Here is a 16,337-nt window from a genome sequence, read left to right on the forward strand (position 1 = left end):
AAATATGCTGGAGCAAATTTTATGCATTGATGACGATCCAATCACGCTAATGTTATGCAAGAAAGTAATTTTGAAATCATCATTTTCAAAGGAAATAATTACCGCTCCAAATGGTGAAGAAGCACTGCATCATTTCAATACTTTAAAATACAATAAAAACAAAGCCAATAAACCTCAATTGATTTTTTTAGACTTAAATATGCCAGTTATGGGCGGTTGGGAGTTTTTAGATCATTTTACCTCTATGGATTATAATGAATTTAATTCTGCAAAAGTAATTGTGTTATCCTCTACAATTGATCCCGAAGACCTGGCTAAAGCAAAAAAATACCCTATTATTATCGATTTTCTTTCAAAGCCAATTACACAACAAATGCTGGAATATTTAAAAAAGAAAATGAATCTTCAGTAATACTATATTTCTCAAGCATTTATATTAATAATGGCGTTACCCTCCGGGTCGGGCTGTACACTAAATCTTTTGCTCCAGTTTATTTAGGAACGAACCAGAAATTTTATCTTGTCACAAAAGGATATCGTTCCCATCCCTAACGCAATATATAACTATGGATCAAGACTAAATGTTGTGGAAAAACATAAAAGAGATTAGTAGTTAATTGAAGTTGCTCGTTTAATAATTCAATAAATAAATTGGCTTTAAAAAGTTTAATTCCTACGGGATATTTTTCTGGTTGATTTTTATCCTACCAATATTAAACTCCTAACGAAGTAAAAAAAATATCCCGAAGAGATTACATTTATATACTGGATGATTTTTACCGCAAAGCAAGCAAAGTTTTTTATCGTAGAGTGTGTTGACAAACACAAAGTTCACAAAGCTTTGTGCTGAACTAGCTTTGTGAACTTTGTGTTTATATCCATCTTGCTTAGTAAAAAATCTTTGAGTGCTCTGGTATTTTTTTTTTTCTCTCCACAGGTTTTCGTGTTGATCCGTAACTATCAACAAAATTCAAAACAAATAAATTCCCGAATTTTAATAGATATAGCTATAATAAAAACCAAATAAAAATTCCAAATTCCATATCTATCACAGTATTGACAGTGTATAAGTTGAGCATTTAAAATTCCGGCTCCAAAATTTTTCATGTTGATCCATAAAACCCAATAAAAAAATCCAAATCCCAATATAGATCGCAGTATTTACCGCATACAAGTTGGAATTTGGATTTTTTTAATTTGGAATTTCTCCGCGTTAATTTCAAATAAAAAAGTCCTCTAAAAGAGGACTTTTTATATATTAGGAAATTGTAATTAATTACAATTTAGCAACATGCTTAGTTAATTTAGACTTCAGGTTAGAAGCTTTATTATCATGAATGATGTTCTTTTTAGCTAATTTATCAATCATAGAAATAACAGTTGATAATTTTGAAGTAGCATCAGCTTTATCAGTAGCTATTCTTAATGCTTTAATTGCATTACGAGTAGTTTTATGTTGATATCTGTTAAGAACTCTTCTTTTTTCGTTACTTCTGATTCTTTTTAATGCTGACTTATGATTTGCCATTTTCTTTAATTTTAGATGTAATAATTATTATATATACTAGTTAAAAAAGAAAAACCTCCCACAATTGCAAAACAATCACTTTGGTTTTAACTAATAAAATAAAGACCGAGACACCAGTTTTTATTTTACAAAACTTATTCACAACTAATTTTAGTAGTCTGTAAGGGAATCGAACCCCTGTTACCAGGACGAAAGCCTGGAGTCCTAACCCCTAGACGAACAGACCAGTATCCTCTAAGTTTTCTCCAATTTTAATAAATTGAAATTTTGTAGCCCGTAGCGGAATCGAACCGCTCTTACATGGATGAAAACCATGCGTCCTAACCGATAGACGAACGGGCCATTTTAATTTTCAGTATTTCAAGAAAATTCGCAAAAAAAGTAGTAGCCCGTAGCGGAATCGAACCGCTCTTACATGGATGAAAACCATGCGTCCTAACCGATAGACGAACGGGCCTGCTTCTCTAATGCGGATGCAAAAATACAACTATTTTTAAGATGTACAATACCTGATGCAAAAAAAATTAAAAAAAATTAATATGCCTTAGCAAACAACACTCTTTTTGATGAAGGATTCCCAGTAAACACACAGGTTCCCGCCTCTTCTACAGCGTCTAAAGGAATACATCGAATCGTAGCTTTTGTCAGGTCTTTTATTTTCTCTTCTGTCTCAGCAGTACCGTCCCAATGTGCCGATACAAAACCACCTTTCCCGTCTAAAATTTCTTTAAATTCCTCAAAACTATTTACTTCCGTAATATGAGTATCGCGATAATTTAATGCTTTATTAAATAAATCAGTTTGTATCTGTTCCAGAAGGTCATTTATATAAGTAACGATTCCTTCACCAGAAACTGTCTCTTTTGTCAATGTATCACGTCTGGCAACCTCAAAAGTTCCGTTTTCTAAATCTTTTGGTCCAACGGCAATTCTAACAGGCACACCTTTCAATTCCCATTCCGCAAACTTGAATCCTGGTTTTTGGGTCGTTCTGTCATCATACTTAACCGAAATTTTTAATTTCTTAAACTTAGCAGTTAATTCATTGACCGCTGCGCTAATTTCAGCAAATTGCTCATCTGTTTTATAAATAGGAACAATAACCACTTGTATAGGAGCCAAATTTGGAGGCAACACTAATCCCTGATCATCAGAATGCGTCATTACCAAAGCTCCCATCAAACGAGTAGAAACTCCCCATGAAGTTCCCCAAACATATTCCTGCTTTCCTTCGGCGTTTGTGAATTTCACCTCAAAAGCCTTTGCGAAATTTTGCCCTAAAAAGTGCGATGTTCCAGCCTGCAATGCTTTTCCATCCTGCATTAAAGCTTCAATGCAATACGTTTCATCAGCACCTGCAAAACGTTCTGTTTCTGTTTTAATACCTTTAACCACTGGAATCGCCATAAAGTCCTGAGCAAAATCAGCATAAACATTCATCATCTTTTCAGATTCCTCTAAAGCTTCAGCCTTTGTTGCATGAGCCGTATGGCCTTCCTGCCATAAAAACTCAGCAGTTCTTAAAAACAAACGAGTACGCATTTCCCAACGAACAACATTGGCCCATTGATTAATCAACAAAGGCAAATCTCTGTAAGATTGCACCCATCCTTTATAAGTAGACCAAATAATTGCTTCACTGGTAGGACGAACAATAAGCTCTTCCTCTAATTTAGCATCCGGATCCACCATTAGTTTTCCGGGTTTGTCCGGATCATTTTTCAATCTGTAATGTGTTACAATAGCACATTCTTTTGCAAATCCTTCTGCATTTTTTTCTTCAGCCTCAAACATGCTTTTAGGCACGAATAAAGGAAAATATGCGTTTTGATGTCCGGTTTCCTTAAACATTCGATCTAACTCAGCCTGCATTTTTTCCCAAATAGCATATCCGTACGGCTTAATAACCATACATCCTCTAACTCCTGAATTTTCGGCTAGATCTGCTTTAACAACCAGCTCGTTATACCATTTCGAATAATCTTCTGATCTTGTAGTGAGGTTCTTACTCATATTGAATAGTTTGGCACAAATTTTGTTTTAATAATTTTAACTAAATAGTTTGACAAAACTAACTATTTTTGTAATGTGCAACAATAAAAAACACCACAGATATGAAAACTTCTACATCTCTCCGCCAAAACTCAAGTCATTTTTATATAATTGGATTTCTGAGTTTTCTATTAGCTTCATGTGGTTCTTACCAAAATACTTCATACAATGACAATGACGGAGTATATGGTGGCTCAACAAGAACGTATGCTACAAATACCACAAACACCAACAATCAATATAAGGACTACTTTAAATCATTGCAAGATGATAATCAACCAACTGAGATTTTCACAGACGTTGATTCTTATGGTAATTACTCAGATAACGACAGTACACAAACTGCTAGTGCAACCGCTTATCCTGCTTGGGGAAGTGCAAATTCAGAAGTTGCTGTAAACGTATATTCTGACCCTACATGGTCAATGGGATTCGGAATTGGTTTCGGATATCCATATTATGGATGGGGTTACGGAGGCGGTGGTTATTGGGGTTACCCAAGTTACTGGGGACCTGGATGGGGTTATCCGGGATGGGGATACCCAGGATATTGGGGCGGTGGTTATGGATACGGTTATAACAATTACTCTTACAGCTATGGAAGAAGAGGATCTGCCGCTTATTACGGAGGAAGAAACTACGCTTCCAACAGAAGCTACATGACAAACAGAGGTTATAACACTAATAGAAACTATACTTCAGGAAGAAATTATAATACAAACAGAAACAGCTACACATCAAACAGACAAAATGGCTACTCTGACTTTAGAAGAAGTTCGTCCGCAAGCACAAGAACATATAATTCATCAAGTCCAAATTTCACAAATAGAAGAGGTACAACAACTCAAGGTCAAAGTAATAGTTACGACTATTCTAACAGAAGATCAAGCAGTAACACAACAACAAACAGAAGCTACAACAATAACACAAACAGCGCACCATCAAGAAGCTACTCTCCTAGCCCATCTCGCTCTATGAATAATAGCGGCGGTGGAGGAAGCATGAGATCATCTGGCGGCGGTGGAGGCGGTGGCGGAAGATCATACGGCGGAGGCGGAGGCGGAAGAAGATAATTTACTCTTCCTAAAAAATCACAATAAAACTTATCCAAATGAAAAAAATATTATTCCTACTTATTACAGGACTAGCTGTCAGCGTCTCACATTCACAAGAAATATCAGATGCTGTTCGTTACTCACAAGACAACTTAACAGGAACTGCAAGATTTAGAGCAATGAGCGGTGCGTTTGGAGCAGTTGGTGGAGATTTATCTTCTATGAGTGTCAATCCTGCCGGATCTGCGATTTTCTCTAATAACCAAATGGGAGTAACTTTAAGCAATCAGGATATTAAAAATAAATCAGACTATTTTGGAAATCAGACAAGTGATAAAGAAAATTCATTTTTACTGAATCAAGCCGGAGCTGTATTTGTTTTTCATGATCATAATCCAAGTAACAGCTGGAAAAAAATTGCTATTGGCGCAACTTACGAAAACACAAATAATTTCAATAACAACAGTGTATCCGTAGGAACGAACCCAACAAATTCTGTTGCAAATTATTTTTTAGCGTATGCTAACGGAATTTCATTAGGCGATATAACCCAAATCCCTTACAGAGATCAATTTTATAATGAACAACAAGCGTATTTTGGATATAAAGGATATGTAATAAATCCAGTTGCAAATACAGACAACAATACTCAATACACTTCTAATGTTCCTGCAGGAGGTAATTATTATCAGGAAAATGAAACTCACACCAGCGGCTACAATGGTAAATTAAGCTTTAATATTGCCACATCATTTAAGGACAGACTTTATTTAGGAGCAAACTTAAATGTACACATTACTGATTTCAGAAGATCTAGTACATTCTACGAAGACAATGATAATCCATTGCAAGCCACAGAAACCATATCAAATTTACGTTTCAATAACGAGCTTTACACATACGGTAACGGATTCTCCTTTCAACTTGGTGCAATAGCTAAAGTTACAGAGTCATTCAGATTTGGCTTAGCATACGAATCCAATACGTGGTACGAACTTTATGACGAAGTTTCTCAAAGTTTATACACAACAACACAAGCTACTGGAGGACAACCAATAAATAATAATGTTAATCCAAATATTGTAAATGTATATGAATCATATACCTTACAAACTCCCGGAAAAACAACTTTTAGTGCCGCGTATGTATTTGGAAAATCCGGATTAATTAGTGTTGATTACGCTATTAAAGATTATGGAAATGCCAAATACAAACCAACAAACGATGCTGGATTTAGAGGTGTAAACAGTGATATCAGCAATCAATTAACCAGCAATGGCGAATTAAGAGTTGGTGCCGAATACAAAATAAAGCAACTGAGCTTGCGCGGCGGCTATCGTTTTGAAGGAAGTCCATATAAAAACGGAACCACAATTGGAGATCTAAACAGCTATTCCGGAGGTTTAGGTTACAATTTTGGAGGAACTAAAGTAGATTTAGCGTACTCCTATTTAGAAAGAAAATCCAATCAGGGATTTTTCGCTACAGGATTTACTGATGGCGCCAACATTACATCGAAACTAAACAATGTTTCTTTGACTTTATTATTTGAATTGTAATTAAGAATAAATAGATGAATTGAAATTTCCGTCAGGTTTACTTGACGGATTTTTTTTAGCCCTGATGGAAGCGGCATCCTTTTATGGCGGGGTTCGCCATAAAAGATATAGCGGACAGCAGGATTTGCTTCATAAAAAACAACTAAAAGAACCGAAACAAGTGGTGTTTGGATAAAAAAAGTGTAATTTTGCACTCCAATTTATAAAAGTATGAGAACCAAGTCTTTAAAAAAGAACAAAATTAACGTAATCACTCTTGGGTGTTCGAAGAATGTATATGATAGCGAAGTGCTTATGGGTCAGCTTCGTGCGAATGGAAAAGAAGTACAACACGAGGCACCAGCAGCTGAAGAAGGAAACATTATCGTAATCAACACTTGTGGTTTTATTGATAATGCCAAAGCAGAATCAGTAAACATGATTTTAGAATACGCAGACAAGAAAGAAAGAGGATTAGTTGATAAGGTTTTCGTAACAGGATGTTTGTCTGAGCGTTACAGACCTGATTTAGAAAAAGAAATCCCGAATGTAGACCAATATTTTGGCACAACAGAATTACCTCAATTATTGAAAGCTTTAGGAGCTGATTATAAACATGAATTACTAGGAGAACGTTTAACAACAACTCCAAAAAACTACGCTTACCTAAAAATCGCCGAAGGTTGTGACAGACCTTGTAGCTTTTGTGCAATTCCGTTAATGAGAGGTACGCACGTTTCTCAACCAATTGAAAAATTAGTAAAAGAAGCTCAGGGATTAGCTAAAAACGGCGTTAAAGAATTAATTTTAATTGCACAGGACTTAACTTATTATGGTCTTGATATTTATAAAAAGAGAAATCTTGCTGAACTTCTTGAAGAATTAGCTAAAGTAGAAGGCATCGAATGGATTCGTTTGCATTATGCGTATCCTACCGGTTTCCCGATGGACGTTTTAGAATTAATGAAACGCGAACCTAAAATTTGTAATTACATTGATATTCCGTTGCAGCATATTTCAGATTCTATTTTGAAATCTATGCGTCGTGGTACAACTCAGGCAAAAACGACTCAATTATTAAAAGATTTCAGAGCCGCTGTTCCTGGAATGGCAATCAGAACTACTTTAATTGTTGGATATCCTGGTGAGACTCAGGAAGATTTTGAAATTTTGAAAGATTTTGTTCAGGAAATGAAATTTGACAGAATGGGATGTTTTGCGTATTCTCATGAAGAAAATACTCATGCTTATTTATTAGAAGATGATGTTCCTGCTGATGTAAAACAAGCCAGAGCAAACGAAATAATGGAATTGCAATCGCAAATTTCATGGGATTTGAATCAGGAGAAAGTTGGTCAGGTTTATAAATGTATCATCGATAGAAAAGAAGGTGCTCATTTTGTGGGAAGATCTGAATTTGATAGTCCGGATGTTGACAACGAAGTTTTGATTGACGCCTCTAAACATTATGTAAAAACTGGGGAATTTGTTAATATAAGAATAATAGAAGCAACAGAATTTGATTTATACGGAGAACCTGCTTAAATTTACCCTATACAATTATCAATTTTAGATAAAAACACTTTTATGAAAGCTATACAATCTTTATTTCTTTTGGTTTTTACCTTATTCTGCTTCAATTCTGTTTCGGCTCAATACGGAAACGGATATAACAATGGTTATGGAGGCGGCAATGGCTATGGCAATAATGGTTATGGAAGAGGTGGCGGAATGGGTATGGACAGAAGTATGATGGGAGGACCGCAAGGCAACACCAGCAAACCTAAAGAAACACCACCCGAAGAAAACGCAGCCAGAATTGTAGAACAAATGAAACCGGTAGTAAATCTTGATGAACTTCAGGCTATTGCTATTGCAAATGTTTTTACAGACAGCATGAAAGAGCAAGGAATTCTTTTGAAAAACGAAAGCAGCAGTCAGGACGAAAAACTGGAGCAAATTAAAGCACTGAGAGAAAGCACTACTAAAAAAATAACTGCTTTTTTAAATCCTGATCAGATTGAAAAATACACCACTTTCATGGCTGAATTCAAAGAGTTAAAAAAACCTTCGAAATCAAAAAAGAAAAAAGATTCTAAAGAAAACAAAGACACAAAAGAAATTAAGGAAGATACAGAAGCAACAAAAATTAAAGAATAATTGTTTCATACCTCATCTTAAAATTTAAGCATTATGGCAAAAAAACATTTTTGTTATCTCATATTAGCACTTATTATTACTGCTTGTTCAACAAACCCTTATAAAACCACAGAAAAGGTTTACGACAAACAGTTAAAAACATTAGAAAATCAAATTACAAATAAAGAAGCTCAGCCTATACCTGCAGTTAGTCCTGTCGTTATTGATACTACCTATGCAGCACAATTAGGCATTGTAAAAGACACTTTATCAAAAACCGGATCTACTTATTTACTAAATGGAGTAAATACAGAATGGATAGGAACTGTGAACTTTAATTTAAGAAAGCCAAGTTTTATTGTTATTCATCATACTGCACAGGATTCGATTCAGCAAACAATTAAAACATTTACCATTACCAGAACGCAAGTGAGTGCTCACTATATCATTTCTGAAAACGGTAAAGTAGTTCAAATGCTGAATGATTATTTAAGAGCATGGCACGCAGGAGCATCAACCTGGGGGAAAAATACAGATTTAAACTCTTCTTCAATTGGAATTGAACTTGACAATAACGGTTCTAAACCTTTTACTGAAGCTCAAATTAGCAGTTTAGTTGCGCTTTTAACAAAATTAAAGAAAGACTATAACATTCCGACGCAAAACATTTTAGGTCATGCCGATATTGCTCCAGGAAGAAAACAAGATCCAAGCGCTCTGTTTCCATGGAAAACTTTGGCAGAAAAAGGATTTGGAATCTGGCCTGATGAAGTCTTGGAAGAAGCACCTTTTGATTTTAAAATAGAACAAGCGTTGAGAATTATTGGCTATAATACCAAAAATCTTTCGGCAGCAATTCAAGCTTTTAAATTACATTACATACAAACTGATGCTACTTCAACTTTAGACAGAAAAACAATAGATACTATTTACTCTATTTACAAAAAGCAACTTCAGTAAAAAATATATAATTCAAAATACAAAACGCGTTTCTAAATATTTAGAAACGCGTTTTTTTTGCTTAAAATTTTGCCACTCACGATAGCCTATCGAATAAATAATTGAGTTTTGCTCGCCACAAATTGCACGAATTAACGCGAATTAAATACTGAGTTTAGCTATCATTAAAATGATGATTATTTAATTTCAATAAAACCCAACAATTTATACGAAGAGAAAATTCAATTTCTTCAGCAAGAGATAAGCGAAAAAAGATTAGTGGAAATTAGTGCAATTCGTGGCAAAAAAAAAAAATTCAAGCAAAATCCCATTTAAATAAAAAAGCTGCCAAAACATTAGTATGTTTCGACAGCTCCAAAAAAAAAAAAAAATATCAATCTTTATCTCTAGAAAGAGTATGTTGTAGCAATTAATCCGTAGAAAGATCCTCCTGTTGGCAAAGTATCTTTATCTAAAAAGATATCTTCTGAGGCAGCATCGTATCTTAACTCAGGAATTATTGTTAGTTTTCCAACTTTATAATTTAAAGAAACTGTATTAGCAAAAACACTTGATCCTGTTAATGTTCCTAAACTTGGAGCAGCATCTTTAGCATCAAAATATTCAATTCTGTAAGCCAAACTCAAAGATGGTTTAAAAGCATAATTTGCATATCCTACTATCGAAAACCATTCTCCGTCTAGCGTACTGTCAAAATCATTTTTGCTTTTAGCATAAGTTGCATTAAATCCAAGTCCGAAACTATCACTTATTGTTTTTGAAGCAGTTAAATCAAACTGAGTTTTATTTTCATCAGATGGCACCACTAAAGTTCCGGGAGTAGGATTAGTACTTCCAGTTGTAAAGTTTAAATATGCACTTCCTGTATCACCAATATATCCTATTTGTCCTATGTATGTTTTTTGACTTGAACCTGCATCCATTGCAGATTTAAAATCGGTAGGATTTGTGATACCTAGCATCGCTGTAAATTTTCCTGACGTATACTGAGCTTTTACTCCTGTATTAAAGAACGGTCCATAAGAAAACGCATAAGACATACTGTAGTTTTTATTATCTACTGCATCTAATACTTCATATCCTATATGTGTTCCAAAACTTCCTGCCACTACTTTAAATTTGTCTGTTATCTGATACGTGAAAAATAATTGTTTAATTAAAAATTTTGCATTTATATCTTTATCTGTTGTTTCATTATATGAAAATTCCCCTGCTCTTTTTCCGAAACCTAAATCTACAAAAACAGAAGCTTTTCCGAACGTATGTGATGCTTCTACTGAAGCCATTCCTAATTCGAATGAATCTTGTGAGTTGGTAAAGCTCGTTAATCCATTCATTTGTTTTGAAAAATCATATTTATAGTAAGCGTCTGCCGATCCTCCCCAAGTTGTTGCCGGTGAAACTGAAGCTTCAGTATCATCTTGGGCAAAAGCAAAAGAACTTGTTAACATCGCGGCTAAAATGTGAAATACTTTTTTCATGTGTAATTGGTTTTTAGTTATTAATTGATTCTGGTTAGTTAATCTTTTATATATCTATGTAATAGTATAAGTCATTTCTAAAACCTCTTATTCGCCGCCAAAACATCCTCATTTTCATTAGCGAATTTATTAACTTTTGTATGAGGAAAAGGCCTGAACCTTATTTTTTTGACGATTTAATAGCAGAATTATGGATTACAAAAATTAAATTAACAATAATCGTGATTTGATATTTATACTTAATTATTTTTGAAAATTCAACAAACAATTTTACCCGTTTTTAATCTAAAAATGGATAAAAAATTGAATATACTCCATAAAAAACAATAGCAAAACATAAAAATCATCTTTGAAATCAAAACACCCCTATAAAAAATAGGGGCTTTTATAAAAAAAATTAAAATACATCAATTTTAAACTTCAAAAAAAATCAAATCACAGTCAAAAAATCCAACAGTTAAAATTCTTACAAATATTCCATGATTTATATTTGGGTTTTTAAATTCCATTATTCTGAATGAAATTTGAAATTACTTCTATAGAAATAAAAAAGCCTGTTCAAAATGAACAGGCTTTAAAAAATTTAGAAAACTAAATCTAATCTTGCGTATTGTATTTTCTTAAAAACTCACGAACTTTAATTCCCGATTCTTTTAAGTCCTGATCTTTCCATTTTCCTTCTGATTTTGCAGATTTTTTTAAAATTGAGCATGTTTCATCTTTATCCGAAACAGACCATGTTATCCAGCTTAGTTTTTTAGCTTCCATCCAATCTATATATTCCTGCCAGGCTTTACTATTTAAAGGTCCATCACCCGTAGCTTCCATACCCGCAGATTCTGAAACAAAAATTGGAAGACCATTTTTTATAGCTGCATCCGTTCTATCCCTTAAATCTTTACCATGTGTTGCAGCATAAAAATGCATGGTGTACATTATATTATCAAATCCTTTAATTGGGTCTGCAGCCGGAAGATTTACATCCTGATCCCAATGTGGTGATCCCACTAAAATAATATTGTGAGGATCATTCTCTCTGATTACCTTAATTACTTCTTCGGCGTAAGCCTTAATTTCAGGCCAGGATTCATAATCAGGTTCATTAAAAATCTCATATATTATATTAGGATATTTTGCATACTTTTTAGAAACCTCAGCAAAAAATTCTTTGGCTTCTTTGAGATTAATATTATGGCTGTGCCAATCTATTATTACATATATATCAGATTTTATAGCTCCGTTTACAACAGCTTCTATTTTTTGTTTAGAAAATTGTTGTTCCTTAATATAGGACATCTCCCCTAACTCAATTCCCATTGCTGCACGAACAATATTGCAATTGAAATCTTTTTTTAACCAATTAACCGCTTTTTCATTATAAAATCTCGGCCACATACTATGCCAGCCAAAACTCATTCCGCGTAAAACAATTGGGTTATTATTTTTATCTACTAATTGAGTTCCTTGAACGCTTAACTGACCATGATGTTTTACAAATTGTGCATTTGAAACCGAAACGATCATTAATAAGGTAAGTGTAAAAAATATTGTTTTCATTTTCATAATCAATATGATTTAAGGAATTAGTCGCAAAGTAATTACGTCATGAGGAGCAATATCAGCAATGAGATTCTTTTTTGTAGTTCCAATTTCCTTATTCTTCCAGAGATCTTTTAATTTATAAACTGTTGTATTAAAATTAGCTTCGTAACCAAAATCAGCATCTTTGATGGTCTGTTTTTTCCAATCGAAGTTTACTTTTTTAAGAACTTCACTCCTATTTAAAAAAGTTACAGCCCAATTTCCATCGGATAAAGGCTTGACCCAGATTTCTAAACCATCTTCGGCAGCATATTTAAAACCCTGAATTCCCAGTTTATCCTGATCAACAGCAATTAGTTCCTTATTGGTTAATATTGCTAAAGTTTCTTTTGACATTTTTCTGAAATCATTTCCGGCAACAAGCGGAGACGCCATCATACACCACATTGAGAAATGCGATTTATCTTCGGTATCATTCATTTCGTTCCCTACTTCCATCATATCAAAATCATTCCAGTGATCGGGACCAGAATATTTACGAATGTCTTTTCGCATTTCTATGATTTTCATAAATCCCCAAGACGACCAATTTCCTTCTTCGTGTTTGAACTCGCAATCAAAACAAGGATAAATATCTCCGGAAATCCTCCACAAATTCCCAACTGGTTTTCCCCACTCCCAAGGTTGGTTATCACCCCATTCACAAAGACTAAATACAATAGGTCTTCCTGCGGTTTTAAGCGCATTGCTCATTGTTGTATAGGCTTCTTTAGCGGTAATTCCTTGTGTATTACACCAATCATATTTTAAAAAATCGATTCCTAATTTCGCATAAAATCTGGCGTCCTGATATTCATAACCACGAGTTCCGGGATAACCCGCACAAGTTTGCGTTCCGGCACAATTGTACAAACCAAATTTTAAACCCTTGCTATGTACATAATCTATTACTGCTTTCATTCCGTTAGGGAATTTGACCGGATCCGGGATTAAATCCCCGTTAGCATCGCGTTCTCTGGTCATCCAGCCATCATCAAGTACAATATAATTGTAGCCTGCCGCAGCCATTCCGGACGAAACCATAATATCTGCCGTTTCTTTTACTAATTTTTCATCGATACTTGTTCCGAAGGTATTCCAGGAATTCCAACCCATTGGCGGTGTCATCGCTAAACCTTCAAATTTTCCTGCAGCCTGCGTATGAGTATTCCCTTGGCTAAAGCCAAAATTTGACAAACACAAAGCAAATACTAAAATGATTTTTTTCATTATTAAAAATTCAAATTAATTATATTAAAAAAAATATTCCCTAATGGAGTTGATTAGGGAATATTTAAAACAAAACTCAAAATAAATATTTTATTTCAATACAAATCCCATGTCATCCATAAGGATTGTATTGCCGCCAAAATTTCCGGATTCCTGTAAAGTCAACTGATCAAATGTTGTTGGATTTCCAATATCCGAAAAAGGAATCTCAATAGTTGTCCATGTTGATGTTAATGATTTTTTGATTTGATAAGCCCATCCGCCAAATACAAAAGTGATACTTGCATTGGTGTTTTGTGAGATACTTTTAACCTTAACCCTAAAAGCTTTATATTTTGAAACATCTCTTGAATTAAATTTCATGTCTGCACCATTCCATCCACCAAAAACAAACTTAATAGAGGACTCTCCTTGTACTTTATCATCTTTAAATGAAGTATTAAAAGTATCTGCAGTTTGCCACGCATTATGACCTATATCTCCTTGCAATACATCATCATAAAGTGCTGAACCAATCGCTTCAGCAGAAACCGCAGCACCAGAAATATTACTAACTGTTACATACTTATCAGTTGCATTGGCTGGCATTTTAAATTTCACCTCAGTTAAAGTAGAAGAAACAACCGGTACATTTTCTGTACCAACTTTTACCACTGGATTCAAAAAATAATCACCGTTAATCGTTACTATATCTCCTTCGGAAGCATTGATGGAATTGAACCAGTTAAAAGTAGGAACCGGAGGCGCAACCGTTAAATTAAAAACTGCAGTTCCTCTGCCTGTAACCACTTTTAGTTCATTTGAAGTATTTGAATAAGGTGTTTTTTCATCAATTAATATTACTATATCTGTATCTGTTACAAAAGTAGGTCTGAAATAAGTATCAAAATCATTGAAATAGACTTTCGTTGTTGAAAGCAATCCTTTTCCGTGAATGATATAATAATTTTTTGGATCAACTAAAGTTACGGGAGTTGATGGCAAAAGATTTCCTGCTAAATCATAACCGGAACGTGATATTGATTCTATAACCGGCGCACCTGTATAAACCGAAGCACTATCATCATTTGAGCATGAACTTAAAAACATTAAGGATAACATCCATGCCATACATGCTGTTAACGAAACAATTTTTATATTTTTCATATTTTTATTTTTAAAAAATTATTTAAAAGTATACGGTGCTACTTCTGTCAATTTTGGATTTTTAATCAAATCATCTGCCGGATAAGGCAATAAAAGGTTGCTTGCAGAAATCGAAATGTGTTTTTCAACCAGTTTATCTCCTCTGTTTTGTGCTTCTAATATTGCTTTTGCTTTAGCGAAAGGCAAACGTCCCAAGTCAAAATAGTAATCACCTTCGCAAGCTAATTCAGCACGTCTTTCTTTAAAAATATCATCAAATGAAATAGAAGCTTTTATAGGAAGTCCCGCTCTTAAACGAACTGCATTAAACGATTTTAAAGCCATAGCATCTGTCGTACTTCCTGACTGTCCGCCTAAAATTGCTTCGGCATGAATCAATAAAAGTTCTGCGTAACGCATCATATAGCTGTTCATACTGCTTTCTCCGTTAAACGGAGGATTGAATGGTCCTGTGATTGGCAAATTCTCTTTTCCGATTACATATTTTTTCAATCCGCCACCTGAACTTTGAGCTTCATTTTCGATTGCAAATGTATATCCTAAAATTAGTGGAGAATCAACAGCAAGTGTTTGAGCATAAGTCAAATTTGGATAAAAATCTCCCGGAAGCATAAATGTTTCTTTTCTTCTTTTGTCCCCATCTTCAAAAACATTATGAATTAAATCCTGAGATGGTGCAATCTGACCTGAATAAGTCGTTTCAACTAATCTGTTTTCAGGAGCAAAAAGAGTATTGGAGAAATTACCTTCAAAATAGGTTCCCGCTCCAGTCCATTGCCATGAAAAGATAGATTCTTCGTTATTATTATTTTTCTGTAAAAATAAATCGGCAAAAGATTTTGTAGGCAATTCTTCGCCACCTAACAATTTAAACTCTCCGCTATTAATAACTTCCTGAGCCATTTGTCTCGCCAAGTCATATTTCTTTTGGTACAAATATACTTTTGCCAAAAAAGCTTTTGCAGATCCGCTTGATACGTGAGCATTTGACGCATAGTCAGAACCTCTGTTTTTAGTTCTTAAATTCGCAATAGCAAATTTTAAATCATTTTCGATAAACTTGTAAACATCTTCGGTAGGATTACTTGGGATCACAAAGTTTTTAGAATAATCAGCATTGTTTTCGATAATTGGCACGTTTCCCCATAATCTTACCAGAAAGAAATAAGAAAAAGCTCTGATAAAATGGGATTCTCCTAATGCATTATTCAACGCTTCTTTACTTACATTAGGTCCAACACTTTGAGGCAAATTGCTGATGTAAGCATTAGAATTTGCAATAGCACCAAAACATGATCTCCATGCATCTGATATAAAAGCTTGTGAATTAGTAAAACTCAAATCTGTGAATTTTCCAAAATCATTATATTGACTTGCATACATATTACCGGAAATTACATCAGTAATACCATAAAATGCCGATTTGTTCATATTAAACCACACAAGACCGTATAAGCCGTTACTGGCATTATCCAGTTTAGAATCTGAGTCGTAATAATTACCAATTGTAGGAGTTCCTTCTGCAGGCACATCAAGAAAATCCTGAGAACATGACGATGAGATTAGTAATAGCAACGCCATAGCAATGGCACCGTTTATTTTTAGTATATTTTTCATATTAATTCGT

Annotated in this window: 14 protein-coding genes and 3 tRNA genes; 7 read left to right on the forward strand and 10 right to left on the reverse strand. The window is 34.2% G+C overall.

Features of this window, described 5'->3' with window-relative positions; translation table 11 throughout:
- Nucleotides 1-4: 4 nt before the first annotated feature.
- A complete protein-coding gene (locus ACHRVX_RS15585) occupies nt 5-412 on the forward strand; it encodes a response regulator (RefSeq protein WP_395333810.1) in 408 nt (135 codons plus the stop codon).
- Nucleotides 413-1,276: 864 nt separating this feature from the next.
- Here ACHRVX_RS15585 and rpsT read toward each other — a convergent pair.
- From rpsT to proS, 5 genes are all read right to left on the reverse strand, one after another.
- Nucleotides 1,277-1,528, reverse strand: coding sequence for a 30S ribosomal protein S20 (gene rpsT, locus ACHRVX_RS15590; protein ID WP_055095632.1), 252 nt, complete (start codon nt 1,526-1,528; stop codon nt 1,277-1,279).
- A gap of 154 nt (nt 1,529-1,682) precedes the next feature.
- A tRNA-Glu gene (locus ACHRVX_RS15595) sits at nt 1,683-1,754 on the reverse strand.
- A gap of 44 nt (nt 1,755-1,798) precedes the next feature.
- A tRNA-Glu gene (locus tag ACHRVX_RS15600) sits at nt 1,799-1,870 on the reverse strand.
- A gap of 43 nt (nt 1,871-1,913) precedes the next feature.
- A tRNA-Glu gene (locus ACHRVX_RS15605) sits at nt 1,914-1,985 on the reverse strand.
- Between the two features lie 77 nt (nt 1,986-2,062).
- The gene (proS, locus tag ACHRVX_RS15610; RefSeq protein WP_395333812.1) at nt 2,063-3,541 is read right to left on the reverse strand and encodes a proline--tRNA ligase; all 1,479 of its coding nucleotides are present in this window, start codon (nt 3,539-3,541) and stop codon (nt 2,063-2,065) included.
- Between the two features lie 101 nt (nt 3,542-3,642).
- Between proS and ACHRVX_RS15615 the strand changes: the two genes are divergently transcribed.
- From ACHRVX_RS15615 to ACHRVX_RS15640, 6 genes are read left to right on the forward strand one after another with little or no spacing between them, the layout of a single operon-like run.
- Nucleotides 3,643-4,653 carry a hypothetical protein gene (locus ACHRVX_RS15615; protein ID WP_395333814.1) on the forward strand — a complete coding sequence of 337 codons (1,011 nt, stop codon included), beginning with the start codon at nt 3,643-3,645 and terminating at the stop codon, nt 4,651-4,653.
- A gap of 38 nt (nt 4,654-4,691) precedes the next feature.
- Entirely contained in the window at nt 4,692-6,194 is a 1,503-nt protein-coding gene (locus tag ACHRVX_RS15620) for an OmpP1/FadL family transporter (protein ID WP_395333816.1), read from the forward strand.
- A gap of 19 nt (nt 6,195-6,213) precedes the next feature.
- Entirely contained in the window at nt 6,214-6,369 is a 156-nt protein-coding gene (locus ACHRVX_RS15625) for a hypothetical protein (RefSeq protein ID WP_395333818.1), read from the forward strand.
- A 35-nt stretch (nt 6,370-6,404) separates the two neighbouring features.
- The gene (gene rimO / locus ACHRVX_RS15630) at nt 6,405-7,718 is read left to right on the forward strand and encodes a 30S ribosomal protein S12 methylthiotransferase RimO (protein ID WP_395333820.1); all 1,314 of its coding nucleotides are present in this window, start codon (nt 6,405-6,407) and stop codon (nt 7,716-7,718) included.
- A 42-nt stretch (nt 7,719-7,760) separates the two neighbouring features.
- On the forward strand, nt 7,761-8,333 hold the full coding sequence (locus ACHRVX_RS15635) for a hypothetical protein (protein WP_395333822.1): 573 nt from the start codon (nt 7,761-7,763) through the stop codon (nt 8,331-8,333).
- 33 nt (nt 8,334-8,366) lie between these two features.
- Nucleotides 8,367-9,272: an N-acetylmuramoyl-L-alanine amidase gene (locus ACHRVX_RS15640; RefSeq protein ID WP_395333824.1), complete on the forward strand. Its 906-nt coding sequence runs from the start codon at nt 8,367-8,369 to the stop codon at nt 9,270-9,272.
- A 386-nt stretch (nt 9,273-9,658) separates the two neighbouring features.
- Here ACHRVX_RS15640 and ACHRVX_RS15645 read toward each other — a convergent pair whose 3' ends face one another.
- The 5 genes from ACHRVX_RS15645 to ACHRVX_RS15665 form a co-directional block, all read right to left on the reverse strand.
- The gene (locus ACHRVX_RS15645) at nt 9,659-10,753 is read right to left on the reverse strand and encodes an outer membrane beta-barrel protein (RefSeq protein WP_395333826.1); all 1,095 of its coding nucleotides are present in this window, start codon (nt 10,751-10,753) and stop codon (nt 9,659-9,661) included.
- Between the two features lie 597 nt (nt 10,754-11,350).
- Nucleotides 11,351-12,310: a glycoside hydrolase family 5 protein gene (locus ACHRVX_RS15650; protein ID WP_395333828.1), complete on the reverse strand. Its 960-nt coding sequence runs from the start codon at nt 12,308-12,310 to the stop codon at nt 11,351-11,353.
- Between the two features lie 18 nt (nt 12,311-12,328).
- Nucleotides 12,329-13,564, reverse strand: a complete 1,236-nt coding sequence (locus tag ACHRVX_RS15655) for a glycoside hydrolase family 27 protein (protein WP_395333830.1) — start codon at nt 13,562-13,564, stop codon at nt 12,329-12,331.
- Nucleotides 13,565-13,654: 90 nt separating this feature from the next.
- Nucleotides 13,655-14,710, reverse strand: a complete 1,056-nt coding sequence (locus ACHRVX_RS15660; RefSeq protein WP_395333832.1) for an IPT/TIG domain-containing protein — start codon at nt 14,708-14,710, stop codon at nt 13,655-13,657.
- 18 nt (nt 14,711-14,728) lie between these two features.
- A complete protein-coding gene (locus tag ACHRVX_RS15665) occupies nt 14,729-16,327 on the reverse strand; it encodes a RagB/SusD family nutrient uptake outer membrane protein (protein WP_395333834.1) in 1,599 nt (532 codons plus the stop codon).
- Between the last annotated feature and the right edge of the window lie 10 nt (nt 16,328-16,337).

Origin of the sequence: Flavobacterium sp. FlaQc-47, from assembly GCF_044006475.1 — a bacterium.
Taxonomy (GTDB): domain Bacteria; phylum Bacteroidota; class Bacteroidia; order Flavobacteriales; family Flavobacteriaceae; genus Flavobacterium.

What these genes read in the sequence shown, in the direction of transcription:
- ACHRVX_RS15620 (WP_395333816.1), top strand. Translation starts at nt 4,692, where the DNA reads ATGAAAAAAATATTATTCCTACTTATTACAGGACTAGCTGTCAGCGTC.
- ACHRVX_RS15655 (WP_395333830.1), bottom strand. Translation starts at nt 13,564, where the DNA reads ATGAAAAAAATCATTTTAGTATTTGCTTTGTGTTTGTCAAATTTTGGC.
- rimO (WP_395333820.1), top strand. Translation starts at nt 6,405, where the DNA reads ATGAGAACCAAGTCTTTAAAAAAGAACAAAATTAACGTAATCACTCTT.
- proS (WP_395333812.1), bottom strand. Translation starts at nt 3,541, where the DNA reads ATGAGTAAGAACCTCACTACAAGATCAGAAGATTATTCGAAATGGTAT.
- ACHRVX_RS15635 (WP_395333822.1), top strand. Translation starts at nt 7,761, where the DNA reads ATGAAAGCTATACAATCTTTATTTCTTTTGGTTTTTACCTTATTCTGC.
- ACHRVX_RS15640 (WP_395333824.1), top strand. Translation starts at nt 8,367, where the DNA reads ATGGCAAAAAAACATTTTTGTTATCTCATATTAGCACTTATTATTACT.
- rpsT (WP_055095632.1), bottom strand. Translation starts at nt 1,528, where the DNA reads ATGGCAAATCATAAGTCAGCATTAAAAAGAATCAGAAGTAACGAAAAA.
- ACHRVX_RS15645 (WP_395333826.1), bottom strand. Translation starts at nt 10,753, where the DNA reads ATGAAAAAAGTATTTCACATTTTAGCCGCGATGTTAACAAGTTCTTTT.
- ACHRVX_RS15585 (WP_395333810.1), top strand. Translation starts at nt 5, where the DNA reads ATGCTGGAGCAAATTTTATGCATTGATGACGATCCAATCACGCTAATG.
- ACHRVX_RS15660 (WP_395333832.1), bottom strand. Translation starts at nt 14,710, where the DNA reads ATGAAAAATATAAAAATTGTTTCGTTAACAGCATGTATGGCATGGATG.
- ACHRVX_RS15665 (WP_395333834.1), bottom strand. Translation starts at nt 16,327, where the DNA reads ATGAAAAATATACTAAAAATAAACGGTGCCATTGCTATGGCGTTGCTA.
- ACHRVX_RS15650 (WP_395333828.1), bottom strand. Translation starts at nt 12,310, where the DNA reads ATGAAAACAATATTTTTTACACTTACCTTATTAATGATCGTTTCGGTT.
- ACHRVX_RS15615 (WP_395333814.1), top strand. Translation starts at nt 3,643, where the DNA reads ATGAAAACTTCTACATCTCTCCGCCAAAACTCAAGTCATTTTTATATA.